The sequence below is a fragment of the Cytobacillus sp. FSL R7-0680 genome, assembly GCF_038009245.1.
GTDB classification, from domain to species: domain Bacteria; phylum Bacillota; class Bacilli; order Bacillales; family Cytobacillaceae; genus Cytobacillus; species Cytobacillus kochii.
The window spans coordinates 157,071-170,324 of record NZ_JBBPAO010000002.1 but is presented as its reverse complement, the minus strand read 5'-3'; the positions used below and the strand labels follow the sequence as shown (position 1 = coordinate 170,324).

At 36.6% G+C, this 13,254-nt stretch carries 16 protein-coding genes; 13 read left to right on the top strand and 3 right to left on the bottom strand.

Annotated elements, in window-relative coordinates; translation table 11 throughout:
- The first annotated feature begins 88 nt into the window (after window positions 1-88).
- Window positions 89-298, top strand: coding sequence for a hypothetical protein (locus MKY26_RS22980; RefSeq protein WP_095370390.1), 210 nt, complete (start codon window positions 89-91; stop codon window positions 296-298).
- A 587-nt stretch (window positions 299-885) separates the two neighbouring features.
- Window positions 886-1,266 carry an SLAP domain-containing protein gene (locus tag MKY26_RS22975; RefSeq protein ID WP_307317259.1) on the top strand — a complete coding sequence of 127 codons (381 nt, stop codon included), beginning with the start codon at window positions 886-888 and terminating at the stop codon, window positions 1,264-1,266.
- Between the two features lie 40 nt (window positions 1,267-1,306).
- Here MKY26_RS22975 and MKY26_RS22970 read toward each other — a convergent pair whose 3' ends face one another.
- Entirely contained in the window at window positions 1,307-2,626 is a 1,320-nt protein-coding gene (locus MKY26_RS22970; protein WP_095370387.1) for an alkaline phosphatase, read from the bottom strand.
- A gap of 300 nt (window positions 2,627-2,926) precedes the next feature.
- Entirely contained in the window at window positions 2,927-3,769 is an 843-nt protein-coding gene (locus MKY26_RS22965) for a hypothetical protein (protein WP_341099333.1), read from the bottom strand.
- Window positions 3,770-3,907: 138 nt separating this feature from the next.
- Between MKY26_RS22965 and MKY26_RS22960 the strand changes: the two genes are divergently transcribed.
- The 3 genes from MKY26_RS22960 (at window position 3,908) to MKY26_RS22950 (ending at window position 5,524) form a co-directional block, all read left to right on the top strand.
- Window positions 3,908-4,333, top strand: a complete 426-nt coding sequence (locus tag MKY26_RS22960) for a VOC family protein (protein ID WP_307317251.1) — start codon at window positions 3,908-3,910, stop codon at window positions 4,331-4,333.
- Window positions 4,326-4,805, top strand: a complete 480-nt coding sequence (locus tag MKY26_RS22955; protein ID WP_095373525.1) for a GNAT family N-acetyltransferase — start codon at window positions 4,326-4,328, stop codon at window positions 4,803-4,805. Before MKY26_RS22960 ends, MKY26_RS22955 begins: the two co-directional genes overlap by 8 nt.
- Before the next feature lie 104 nt (window positions 4,806-4,909).
- The gene (locus tag MKY26_RS22950; protein ID WP_307317248.1) at window positions 4,910-5,524 is read left to right on the top strand and encodes a DedA family protein; all 615 of its coding nucleotides are present in this window, start codon (window positions 4,910-4,912) and stop codon (window positions 5,522-5,524) included.
- Window positions 5,525-5,549: 25 nt separating this feature from the next.
- On the opposite strand, the gene MKY26_RS22945 is transcribed toward MKY26_RS22950, so the two are convergent.
- Window positions 5,550-5,867 carry a hypothetical protein gene (locus MKY26_RS22945; RefSeq protein WP_341099331.1) on the bottom strand — a complete coding sequence of 106 codons (318 nt, stop codon included), beginning with the start codon at window positions 5,865-5,867 and terminating at the stop codon, window positions 5,550-5,552.
- A 286-nt stretch (window positions 5,868-6,153) separates the two neighbouring features.
- On the opposite strand from MKY26_RS22945, the gene MKY26_RS22940 reads away from it, so the two are divergent.
- The 8 genes from MKY26_RS22940 (at window position 6,154) to MKY26_RS22905 (ending at window position 13,130) form a co-directional block, all read left to right on the top strand.
- Complete coding sequence (locus tag MKY26_RS22940; protein ID WP_307317243.1) at window positions 6,154-6,936, top strand: ABC transporter ATP-binding protein; 783 nt, start codon at window positions 6,154-6,156, stop codon at window positions 6,934-6,936.
- Window positions 6,936-8,573, top strand: coding sequence for a hypothetical protein (locus MKY26_RS22935; protein ID WP_307317241.1), 1,638 nt, complete (start codon window positions 6,936-6,938; stop codon window positions 8,571-8,573). Before MKY26_RS22940 ends, MKY26_RS22935 begins: the two co-directional genes overlap by 1 nt.
- Before the next feature lie 142 nt (window positions 8,574-8,715).
- The gene (locus MKY26_RS22930; RefSeq protein WP_322909937.1) at window positions 8,716-9,093 is read left to right on the top strand and encodes a GntR family transcriptional regulator; all 378 of its coding nucleotides are present in this window, start codon (window positions 8,716-8,718) and stop codon (window positions 9,091-9,093) included.
- Entirely contained in the window at window positions 9,093-9,962 is an 870-nt protein-coding gene (locus MKY26_RS22925) for an ABC transporter ATP-binding protein (RefSeq protein WP_340978101.1), read from the top strand. The genes MKY26_RS22930 and MKY26_RS22925 overlap by 1 nt, the downstream gene beginning before the upstream one ends.
- Window positions 9,955-10,560 (top strand): ABC-2 transporter permease, encoded by a 606-nt coding sequence (locus MKY26_RS22920; protein ID WP_095370378.1) that lies wholly within the window; start codon window positions 9,955-9,957, stop codon window positions 10,558-10,560. The genes MKY26_RS22925 and MKY26_RS22920 overlap by 8 nt, the downstream gene beginning before the upstream one ends.
- A 22-nt stretch (window positions 10,561-10,582) precedes the next feature.
- Complete coding sequence (locus MKY26_RS22915; RefSeq protein WP_341099329.1) at window positions 10,583-11,404, top strand: SPL family radical SAM protein; 822 nt, start codon at window positions 10,583-10,585, stop codon at window positions 11,402-11,404.
- Window positions 11,405-11,451: 47 nt separating this feature from the next.
- Window positions 11,452-12,042, top strand: a complete 591-nt coding sequence (locus MKY26_RS22910) for an ankyrin repeat domain-containing protein (protein WP_341099328.1) — start codon at window positions 11,452-11,454, stop codon at window positions 12,040-12,042.
- A 440-nt stretch (window positions 12,043-12,482) separates the two neighbouring features.
- Window positions 12,483-13,130, top strand: a complete 648-nt coding sequence (locus MKY26_RS22905) for a cupin domain-containing protein (RefSeq protein ID WP_180317000.1) — start codon at window positions 12,483-12,485, stop codon at window positions 13,128-13,130.
- Window positions 13,131-13,254: the final 124 nt, after the last annotated feature.

Sequence of the window (13,254 nt, the reverse complement as noted above, 5' to 3'; positions counted from 1 at the left end):
TTTATTTATCAATAAAGCCTGAATTTGAAATTGTTATTTATATTTAGTTTTAAGAAACTCAATTCAAATATAGAAAGATGGACTCGTTATGTCACAGAGATTGAATGAAAAGGAATTAGATGCCGTTATTGATATTCTTAAGGATGTTGTAAATGTTCATAAAACATTGTTTGATGATTTACGACCAATGCAAGAGGAGAACCCTAATCATCAGATGTTTTTGTTGCAGAAGGAAAAAGTGGAGTTTTATCAGACAATTATCCAGAAGTTAAATCAGCAACATAGAAAAGTGAATTAATGTTCGGTAGCTAGTCAAATGAATCTATCTTCATTGTAGAACCACACAAATCTTGTGTGGTTCCCTTTTTTTTCTTTACCCATGCCGTTATGACTGTAATCATGACTGTTTTGGCGATTAAATTTATTTCCTCTTTAATTATGTAAATGACAATACTTTTTCAACTTTGTTGTCCACGTGCTTTTATCAGGATTTTTAAAAGTGGATAAGGTTCTAGCCAGTTGGTTTGTGGCAAGTGATAGCCAAGCGCTTTCGCTAATGTATCCTTTGTTAAGAGTTTTTGCACTGTTCTTATATAGAATAGGTTATATAAATAGTACCTACAATCAAGATAAGGACTTCGTTTTGTAAAGTATATTGAACATGGAGGTGCTTTTAATAGGTTAAATTGAGTTCATGCCTAAGCACTTTTAAATTTTATAGGATTGTCTTTGTCCAATCCTAGTAAAAATAAGGTTATTCTAATAATGTCCTTACTATTCGAACCGTCCGTTAAAGCTTGTCCTTCTTAATTAAGGTAATTTTATTTCATTTTACTTCTATCAGTTAAATGTCTAATATTAAGTTAATAGGAAAGGGATGAAGCAATGCATTCATTAGTTTTTCAAGAAAAATGGGCCTCAACCTTATCAGAAAAGGACCGTAAAGAGATTGAGGGGATTTATAGTCAATCTGTTCCTCATCTACATAATGGAATGATTGGTTTTACCTCTATTTGGCAAGCAAAAAATCATCGAGAGGACTTATTGATATCGGTACTGATTCAAAATACAACGAAAGAAGCTTTTGTTTTAGAGCATACTGTTGTGTCTTATTTAGCTGAGGATGGAACCCAACTTGCTCAACATATTTTTACAACGAATCAAATACATGTTGAGCCAAATACGTCAATGCCATGGACGTTTATATTTCCGGGTGCAGGGGATGTACTAGAAAGAGGCGCAGGAAGGTTAGTTTTAGTAGATTAAAAAGCCATCTCCAACTGATTGGAGATGGCTTGTTTCATTTTTATTTTCCAGGCTTAAAGTTCATTTTCATCGCTTTTGCCATGTTTACTGGTAGGTCTGTATTTTCCATTGTGCCAGTAAACAGTTCTGATCCTGGGCCATAAGTATAAACGGGGATATCAATTCCTGTATGGCCGGTACTTGTCCAACCGACAGATGCTCTTTCTGAAATGATTTGATTGATAGATGAAGCTGGATTATCAGCATTTTTGATTGCATTGACTTCAGCTTTCGTTAAATCAATCGCTGCATATTCTTTTAGCACTTTCTTAGCGTTTGTCCGTTTCTTATTAAGTTTGGATGCCATATAGTCACCTGTAGCCGTCACATCTCGTAGCATTTCCACATTGGCACTACCATTTCCGTAACCGCCAACAGACATTCCGCCTGTATCATGATCTCCAGCAACAACAACAAGCGTATTGCCATCTTTCTTAGCGAAATCCATTGCTTCAATGACAGCTTCTTCAAATGCTTCGCTGTCTTTCATTGCCCATGCTGCATCATTCGCATGCCCTGCCCAGTCAATTTGACTTCCTTCCACCATTAAGAAGAAGCCGTTTTTATTCTTTTTCAATGTATCGATAGCCGTTTCTGTCATGTCTGCTAGACTAGGCTGTTGTGTGTCTTCGCGATCAAGCTCCGGTGCCATTCCTTCTTCGGCAAATAAACCAAGCACTTTATTCGTTTTCTTCACACGATCCAATTCTCTTTTATTTGTAACTAATTGGTAGCCCTCGTCTTTCGCTTCATCAATTAATTCGTCAGTAAAGTATTTTTGTCCTCCACCTAAGATGACATCCACATCATTGTCGAGTAATTGAGGGGCAATATCTGCTTCATCTGCACGAGAAGCGACATGTGAAGCAAAAGCTGCTGGAGTCGCATGGGTAATCGTTGAAGTGGCAACTAGCCCAGATGATTTCCCTTTCCTTTCTGTTTCTTCCAAAATTGTTTTTAGTTCTTTACCAGTCGGATCGGTGCTTATCATACCATTATTGGTCTTTACGCCAGTTGCCATCGCCGTTCCGGCAGCTGCTGAATCTGTAATATTGGAGTTCGCTGAGTATGTACGTTGCATCGCGATGTTCATCGAGTCAAGAACGGTATCCTCACCTTTATACCAACGATAGTTTGTTGCATAGGCCGCGGAAAAACCGTCAGGAATAAGGAAAATGACATTTTGTGCTTTATCTTTCCCCTTTGGCTTTCCTTTCGCTTCTACTTCTTGCTCAGGTAGTACGGTAGAGATGCCCCCGACAGCAATGGTAGATACAAGTGCGAGTGACAATAGTTTCTTTTTCCAAGTCTTTTTCAACATGTTTCTTCCCCCCTAAAATGGTTTGTACAAGATAACTATAAGGTCGAATTTTTAACGGTTGATAAAGAGAGGGTGAAAAAAGAGTAAAGAAGAAAAAATGGGTAATTAGTGGCGGAAAGGAGTGATTTGGAAGGGTTTTTACGATTGAAAGGAAAGAATGCTTGCTGAATTTGTTGTGGCAATCGCACTTTTGTTCTAATTTATGTAAAAGTTGCGTGAAGGGGGTGTAAAGGACTTTTACACACATGAATGATTATCGCGATTAGTAGATGGGGGAACACTACAAATCGCGATTGTCTGTCAGGTCATATTTCTAAGCTGTTGTTCCATTATAGAAACAAATTCATCTTCTTTCCAAATGGTGAATGTTTCTTTTATATCATACTGTGTTAATAATGCGTTAACGATTCGATAGCCAAGGTAATAGCCTAAGCGGGTCTGCTTGAAGTTTTTCCCTCCATTAATAGAGAACCATTCTTTATAAATTGTATGACTATCGTTAATGGTCTTCATATCATAAAGAAACTGTTTCGCGATCAAACTTTCATTTTTTTGAGTGAAGTCAAGCCACTTTCTGTCTTCTTCAAAGGCGAAATGTTCGTCTAATCGTGCTTCTACTAATAGCGTGGAAAGGGCCGTTGCGATGCCTTCTTGTAAGAGCCATGTATAGGGATGAGTCCAATTGACAAGATGCCAGTCTTGCGAATAGATGTCATTATATAAATAATGCATGACATGTCCAAACTCATGGGCAATAATAATTTTAATATAGGTTTCGTTATAGGGGAGTTTTTCTAGACAAAAGGCTACATCAGGTTGATATTGCTGATACACAAAGGCATTGCTCCCATATAAGCCGACGAGCAAGCGGACTGTTTTAGTATATTTTACATTAAACATCGCTTCATATCGTTGAAGTATATTTGGTATGTGTTCAAGAAATAAGTCTCTCATCGGTAAAAGTTCTGGTAGCTTAGGTGGGTGTTTCTTCAATGCTGCTCGTTTTTTTGTTTCAATATGTAAACAATGATGGGCGAAATAAACTTCATAGTCTGCTTGAAATTGATGATAGTACTGTTCTAAGTATTCGGATGTTGGTTGATAATGGCTCACAAAATCTCCAACTGTATCAACGATTCTCAAATGATGCTGCCTCCTTATTAGTTTTAATGCTAATAAAGTGTTCGCTTCTCAACTGTTAGAATCCTTCCATTTTCATTAAGTGAAAAGGAAATCTAAGAGCAAAGGCGAATATTTTAGCAATAAGGAGCTGATAAAGAAATGAAGGAACGTCTAGTAAGAATAGGAACGACTTATCTACCTGTAATAGATGTGGAACAATCAGCAAAGTGGTATCAGAAACATCTGGGTGCAGCTGTTAATTATAGGGATCAACATAAAGCTATTCTAGATTTAGCGAATCAAAGTATCTTTTTAGTAAAAGCAGAAGGTGGAGAGCGTTCCCAATTTGTTGACATAGAAGGCAGAGAACATTTTTCTGTTACTTTTGAAGTGGACGGGTTAGCTGAGCTGGAAAGATTGCATACCCTTTTTATAGAGGAAGAAGTGTTGGTAGGAGCAATTGAAGATCGTGGTCATGCGGGCAAGAACTTTATTTTCTACGATTGTAATGGCAATCAATTTGATGTTTGGAGTGAGTTAAGTCCAGCGTTTAAACAATGGAGAACGGATGTTATCTATGATTGAGATGATAGACGAGGATAATAGAGAAAAAGTGAGTGATTTTTTCGCGAATCATTGGGGAACGACAGAGATGGTTCTCTCCTCTGGCGTCTATCATTGTGATGAGCTGGATGGCTATGTATATAAGAGTGCTAAAGGTGAGATTGTTGGCCTAGTGACTTACATTAGGCATAATGAAGATATATGTGAAGTCATTTCGTTAGACAGTGTATATGAAGGGCAGGGAATTGGTTCAAGTTTGATGTGTGTTATTGAAGAAAAGGCAAGAGAATTGGGGGCAAAGGCGGTTCAGCTCATCACAACCAACGATAATCTACATGCATTATCTTTTTATCAAAAACGCGGCTATGTATTAAAAGCAGTTTATCCAAACGCAGTAGAGAAAGCGCGAACTGTAAAACCTTCCATACCATTTGTGGCAAGTAATGGTATTCCTATCCGAGATGAATGGTTATTATATAAACTGCTTATATAGCACCCTATTTTAAGCAATATTTTATCAGATTGCTCCAACTCATTGGTTATTTCACCAAAGAAAGGGTATGGTAATAGAATCATAGAGTAGTAGGTGAAAGGCAGATGGAGAGCTGGATTACAAGTGTGATGGAGCAGTTTGGTTATGTTGGGATTTTTTTGTTGATTATGTTGGAAAATATCTTTCCGCCCATTCCATCTGAAGTAATCTTAACTTTTGGTGGATTTATGACGACTACTACGAATTTAAGTGTAGCTGGCGTTGTCGTAGCATCGACCTTAGGGTCAGTAGGTGGCGCAGTGGTTCTTTATGGTGTTGGCTTGCTGATTGACATCAGAAAAGTGGAGCGAATCGTAGAACGTTGGGGTCATATTTTAAGATTAACCAAAAAAGATATTCATAAAGCAAACGGTTGGTTTTCAACATACGGAAAGTGGACCGTTTTCTTTTGTCGTTTTATCCCTTTAATTAGGAGTTTAATATCTTTACCGGCAGGGATGGCGCATATGAATTTTCTTGTTTTTCTTATTTTGACAACGGCTGGGACATTGATTTGGAATATCGTCCTCGTCCTTATTGGCGCTGCGGTAGGAGAATCATGGGAGTCCGTGGTCGGTTATATGGATATGTATTCCTATATTGTTTATGGCGCCATTGCTCTTGTGTTTATTGTTATAGTGATGATTTTTTTGAAAAAGAGAGTTTTTCATAAAAAGTAAGGTTGTTACGAGAGGGGGAACAACCTTACTCTTTATTAGTTGTTAAGGTGAAAGCCTCTATTTGTTCTCCCCACTTGACCGTTACATCAATCTTTTCATCCTTTAGTAAATGCAAGCTGTTGTCTAAACTACCACTATCTCTAAATACCCGCGGATTAGGTATATCTTCATTTTCATCGAAAGCTCTCGTTCCTCCACCAGCAAACTGACTTGTCTCGAAGCTAAAGCTATAATTTAAAACATTCTTTAACTCCTCTGGGTTCCCCTTATTTAATCGTAAGCTTATACTCTCCACTTTCGTCTGACAATATGATATAACGAAGCTCTCCTTCCGAATGTTCACTTTCTCCCTTATATAAATAAGGCGAGTCATTGCAGGCAGACAGTGTGGAAAACAATAACAAAAATGACAATTATTTTCTTCATTCCTCATACTTCGTTTCATTCTTACATTTATTGATATATATGATAAAAAGCAAGGGATATTTCCTGCCATTTTAGCTGAACGTTTTAGTAGGTTAAAAGTTCGATACTACTAATCTTCAACATTCACTCGTATAAACCTTTCGACATCAAACCAAATAAACCCATTTTTACGTTATAATGGTGAAAAGATAGGAGGGGGAAAGATGGAAGATATCATTCTTGATATTCAAAATTTATACAAAAGATACGGATCTAAGTTGGTGTTGAATGGTGTCTCACTACAGGTAAGACGTGGAGAAATTATTGGTTATATTGGACCGAATGGCGCGGGAAAGAGTACAACAGTGAAAATTCTTCTAGGGATTGAAGGAGATTTTAATGGAGAAGTAAAGATTTTTGGTCGTGATATTGCTGATGGAGACGTTAATTATAAAAGAAGGATTGGCTATGTGCCAGAGATGGCAGAAGTGTATGATAATTTAACGGCACAGGAGTATTTAACCTTTATAGGTGAGTTGTATGGTTTGCCGTTTGACTTTGCGGAATACAAAGCGAAGCGTTTAATGGAGCTTTTTGGGATTGGAGAGGTCTTTCGTTCTCGTATCTCATCCTATTCGAAAGGGATGCGCCAGAAACTATTAATTATCTCAAGCTTACTACATAACCCTGATGTGTTGTTTTTCGATGAACCTATTAATGGATTGGATGCTAATAGTGTAATGATATTCAAGGAAATTATGACGAGACTTGCCCAGCAAGGGAAGACAATCTTTTATTCTTCTCATATTATGGATGTCGTTGAGAAAATCAGTAGTCGAATTATTTTGCTCCATGATGGGAAAATCGCCGCAGACGGTACATTTGATGAGCTGAAAAGTCAGAATACAGAAGGCACGCTTGAGCAAATATTTAATCAACTTACAGGATTTAATCAACAAAAGGAAATCGGAGAACGATTTGTTTCAGTGGTAGAGGAGATGGCATAATGCAGGACATCCCAACACTTAAACTACTCGATCCTTTGAAAAAAGTCTTCGAGAAATTTGATATTGATTATGAAGTGATGAGAGCAATATTAAAGGTGAAGTTAACGATGGATGGTCGTCGCACACCGACAATGTTAGCTCAAAACTCGCAAAAGAAGGATAAGGGTAATCAATTTATTAAGTCATTATGGTTATATGTATTATTTGGGCTCTTTATGATCCCTTTGCTTTTTATTGGTGAGCATTATTTATTTCAAATGAGTATGTTTTTCGGTATGTTTACTTTTTTTATTATGACTTCGATGATTTCAGACTTTTCCAGTGTATTGTTAGATATTCGCGACCGCAATATTCTTTACCCTAAGCCTATTAATCGCAGAACGGTTAGTGCGGCGAAAATGATGCATATCATTATTTATTTAGGGTATTTATCTATTGCCCTTGTGACGATTCCATTAATTGTTGGTCTGATTAGACATGGCATTCTTTTCTTGCTGCTTGCTGTTATTAATCTTATTTTCATTAATTTATTTGTGGTTGTTCTTACTGCCTTATTTTATTTCTTAATCTTACAATTTTTCGATGGTGAGAAACTTAAAGATTTAATCAATTATGTACAAATTGGGTTGTCATTGATGATTATGGTTGGTTATCAGCTACTAGCACGATCATTTGAAATCATCAATTTAACCATCACAATTGAACCGCAGTGGTGGCAAGTATTTATCTTTCCTATGTGGTTCGCCGCCAATATGGATTTACTCTTAAACCAAAGCACAGAGGGATTTTATCTTCTGTTTGCCGCCTTAAGCATCATCGTTCCATGTACAGCGATCATCCTATATTTAAAATTCAATGATATGTTTGAACATAGCCTGCAGAAGCTGACTTATCAAGGGAAGTCAAAGGGGATGAAAAAGGCGAAATGGCGAAAATGGTTACTTCAACTTTTCTGTCGCACACAGGAGGAAAGAGCATTTTACCGTTTTGCTAGTGCGATGATGAAAAATGAAAGAGATTTTAAACTGAAAGCTTATCCGTCGTTAGGGTTTTCAATAGTAATCCCTTTTATCTTCATTTTCGGTGTATTAGGTGATAATGGGGAAGACCTAGCAAATAGTCATACCTATTTAACAATTTATTTTAGTTTACTTGTCATTCCGACGATTATGTTGCTAATGCCGTATTCCGTTAAGTATAAAGGGGCCTGGATTTACAGAACAGCTCCAATTATTGAGCTAAAGCCGATTTTTTCTGGAACGATTAAAGCCTTCTTAGTGAAACTGTTTTTACCACCGTTTTTACTCCTAAGTTTGGTTTTTACTTTTTTGTATGGTCTGAAGATTATTCCAGAATTAATCATTGTATTACTTAATGCCTTTACATTTGTTGTTATTTGTTTTGCGATTCTTAAAAAAGCCATTCCGTTTACAGAGTCTTTTGATCAATATACTCAAACAGGAAATGGAATCATCGCATTCTTCCTGATGTTCTTGGCTGGTGTATTCGCTATTTTGCATTATGTAAGTACGATATATCCTTATGGAACCTATATCTATTTAGGTTTAGCAGTTCTATATTTAATGGTTAGCTGGAAAGTTGCCTTTAATATTGGTTGGGAAAAAGTAATTGAATAGTCATATTGTTGGAAGGAAAAGCACTCTATTAAGTGGGAGATGCTTTTCTTTTTTTTGTATTTGTAAAAAGTATTGCATACCTTCATTTATTTGTGTATATTGTATATAAAGTATATATACAATATGTTGGTGAGGGTTAATGATGCAAATAATCATTTCTAATCAATCGAAAGAACCGATTTATGAACAAATTTGTGGACAAGTGAAAACGCAAATACTGAAAGGCGAGCTTGGAGCAGGGCAGGCTTTGCCTTCTATGCGGCAGTTAGCGAAGGATCTTGGCATCAGTGTCATTACCACAAAGCGTGCTTATGAAGAGCTTGAAAAGAATGGCTTTATTTATTCTGTAGTTGGTAAAGGATCATTCATATCCGAACAAAATAATGAAATGATGAAAGAACGAAAAATGAAGGTAATTGAAGAACAATTACTGTCTGCCGTGGAAAATAGTAAGGAAATAGGCATTCCACTTACTGAATTAATCGAATTACTTTCATTTCTATACAGGGAGGAAAATTAATGGAGAATGTAATTGAGTTAAAAGGTGTCCATAAATCATTCGGGAGTTTTCAATTAACAGACATGAACCTAACTGTGAAAAAAGGGTTTATTACTGGGTTTATCGGGGGAAATGGGGTAGGGAAATCCACAACAATCAATTTGATGATGAATTTACTGCAACCGGACAAAGGCGACGTGAAGGTATTTGGACTTGAATATAAACAATTTGAAAAAGAAATCAAACAACGGATTGGCTTTGTTTTTGATGAGAATGTCTACTATGAACATATTACTCTTGCTCAATTACGCAAACTTCTACGCCCTGCTTATCGTAATTGGGATGATGCATTGTTTGATGAGTATGTAAGAAAATTTGAGCTGCCTTTAAAGAAGAAAATTAAGACATTCTCCAAAGGCATGTTAATGAAGACTTCTTTAACAGTTGCTTTGTCGCATCATGCTGAACTGATTATCATGGATGAACCGACATCTGGCTTAGACCCAGTTTTTCGGCGAGAATTATTAGATATTTTACAAGAAATTATGGAAGATGGGACGAAGACGATCTTTTTCTCTACTCATATTACTTCGGATTTAGATAGAATAGCAGATTATATTACTTTCATTCATAATGGTGAGCATATTTTCACAAAAGAAGCTTTTCGCATTGAAGAAGATTACGCTATTGTTAAGGGTGGCATCGAGTTATTAGATCGCGATACGGAAAAAGAGTTCATTGGTATTCGCAAATCCTCATCAGGTTTTGAAGGATTAACAGCGAACAAAAGAAGAGTACATGACGTATTTGGTGATTTAGTCGTCACTGAAAAGCCAACAATTGAAGATTTAATGTTTTATACGAAAAAGGGGGAAGAGAGGCATGTTTAACTTGTTAAAAAAAGATTTTATCTTACAAAGGAACACGATGATTTTTTTGCTACCAATTTTTATTTTATTCTTAACCCAAAATTCTTCAAGCATATGGAATGCGCTCATTTTCAGTATTGCCTTGGCGATGAATGCATTTGCCATTGATGAAAAACCGGAGATTAACAAAATGCTCAATGCATTACCTTATACAAGAAAAGAAATCGTAAGCTCAAAATATTTTGGTACACTTATATACACCGCCTTAGTCGTTCTGGTAGTATTTGTTTGGAATATTTCAATTCATGCGACGTTTACAAGCTGGAAAGAGGCATTACTTATTTTTGGTCTTGTAATGTTGGCTATTTCTTTCCTATTTCCGTTTTCTTATCAATTTAAGAGTCAATATTTATTAATTGGTACACTGGGGTTATTTGGGGTAACTATGGTAGTAGCGAGGGTTTTCGATTTGAATATGGCTGGGACTTTAATGTCTACTTTTGAGTATATGGTTTCATTAAATGGTAGTGAAATACTGCTCCTCGCTGTATTAGTGAGTTTCGTTTATTTGATTTCTTGGGCGGTCTCATTGACTATTTATAGTCGTAAAGTATTCTAACTCATAATGGGGTGTTGGGAAGATGACAAAAGAGTATCTTTATAAACAACCGAAGACGATTCTCAATAAAGGAACTGGCTATCTTTCAGGATACACACATACTCTGAATCCTTATACGGGCTGTACATTTGCCTGTGAGTATTGTTATGTAAGACAAATGCCTGTTTCCCTTTTTCGAAAAGGAGAATGGGGTGAGTGGGTCGATGTAAAAAAGGAAGCTGCTCTGTTGTTAAACAAAGAATTGAACAGGGAAAAGAAGAAAGGAACCGTCACAATCTTCATGTCTTCGAGTACAGATCCTTATCAACCGGTGGAGTATAAGGAAGAAGTCACAAGGTCACTTTTAGAGGTATTTGTTAGCAACCCAGCAGATTTTCTCCTTATTCAAACACGAAGCCCGCTTGTTACAAGGGATATTGATTTATTAAAGAAATTAGGAAACAGGGTTCGAGTCAGTATGACGATTGAGACCGATGATGAAGAAATACGTAAGCAGTTTGCAAACGAAGCACCGCCTATTCAGGCGAGAATGAATGCCTTAAAAAAACTAGCAGATGCCAATATCCCCACACAAGTAGCAGTTGCCCCCATACTGCCTAGCAGTGAGGAATTTCCCACAAAATTAACAGAATATGTTGATCGTGTATGTATCGATGATTATTTTATGGGTGATGGCAGTGGTGGAAAACGGACAAGTCGTTTAGGGATTGAAAAGAAGTATCACGCATTAGGATTGGAAAAATGGTATCAACCGTCTGTTATCACTTGCGTAGAGAAAAGATTTAAAAAAGTTTTCCCACCAGAACAAATCTATATCAGTCAAGCAGGATTTGCCCCCTCATAACTATAAACATATATATAGGTACACTTTAAAGATGGAGGTTAGTTATTGTGAGTTTACAATTAATAAAGGCAGCTAGAGATGGAGACAAAGATCATTTATTAACATTGTTAAATATCGGGGCGAATATAAATGCACTAGATGACGAGGGGAATACAGCCGTTATGGCTGCGACCCAACAAAATCAAGTGGAAATTGTGCAAGTGTTAATAGCGCATGGTGCAGATATCAATATTCGAAATAAACGATTAGAAAATGTGCTTTTATACGCAGGTGCTGAAGGACTCCTTGAAATTGTTCAATTAGCTATCCAAGCAGGGGCCGATACAACAATCACTAATCGCTACGGTGGCATTGCCATTATTCCGGCATGTGAACGGGGACATATTGAAGTTGTAAAGGAACTGCTCACACATTCTGATACGGATGTGAATCATATCAATAATTTGCACTGGACAGCATTACTCGAGGCCATCATTTTAAGTGATGGTGGGAAAACACATCAAGAAATTGTTCAATTACTTATTGATCATGGAGCAGATATTACGATTACAGACAAAGATGGGGTAACACCCTTGCAACATGCGAGGGATAGAGGGTATCGAGAGATGATTGAGATAATGGAAAAGGTAAAAAAGTAAGTTAGTTAATTACTCTCTTAAAATTGTAGATATACAATTAAACGATAAGCTGACTCCTCAAAAGGTGTCAGTTTTATTTATTTTTCCTTCGATTAGAAAGTACAAATAGTAATTAGACCCATAGGCATCATCGTCCTTACCCTTTTTTCAAAGGTGATGAACAGACATATCCTTAATCCGGTTTTTGTTAGGGTATAGTTTTAGCTAACTGCCCTGCACGCTGTATTGACGACTGATAGCGGAAAGTGGGATGTATTAAATGAAATGCTCCTTATAATAACCAATCTTTTTCACTGTCGTATGAGAAACTTCAAATTCCTTATGATACTTGATTCTAAAGAATTTTCATGGAATCAAATCACAGAATAAAAAGTATTCACCTCTTACAGCCCAGCCCATATACTAAAGCGAATGAGATTTAAGGAAGGCGAGTGAGTGGTATGGCTGTTTTATATATAGATTATCAATCACCTAATAACCAATATATGTATGACTTACGAAATAACCAACTTTTCAAAAGGGATAACCAAAACTATATTAATGCTTTAGGGAGGGATCAGCTAAACACGCTTGGGAATGTGTCAATGTTAGATATTTTTCTTAGTAAAGAGAAATATGTAGAACCTCATATTCATCAAAATGCTTCAGAACTGGTCTATTGTGTGAGAGGTTCTGCGGTCGTTTCTTTTATTAATCCCTTTACGAATGAGTTGAAAAATATACCAATTCAACCAGGGCAAGTAGCAAATGTCCCTCAAGGTTTTTGGCATTATGAGGTAGCGACCGAGGATAACACGCAATTATTAGCTATTTTTGATGCTCCTTATCCACAAGCTATATATGGCTCAGATATTTTGCGATTAACTCCAAGTAAAGTGATGTCTGCTAACTATTGTCTTGATCAGAATAAATGGGAAGAAGCGATTTCACCTATTACTAACACAGTAATCATTGGCCCATCGGCGGATTGTCAACGACAAACAACCCAACATCATAATCCCCATCAACACTATTACCAACCTAATTCTCAAACTCAACATACTCAACAAAAACAATTTCACCCTATTCAGTATCAACCATATGATTGAAGCTTTTAGAATTAGCTGCCTGCTGAGGCAGCTCTTTTATTTTGAATTGATATGACAAAGTATTAGCCTATAGGCAAGAATACAATCAAAAGGAAGTTGTACAAATAACATAATTATATAGATT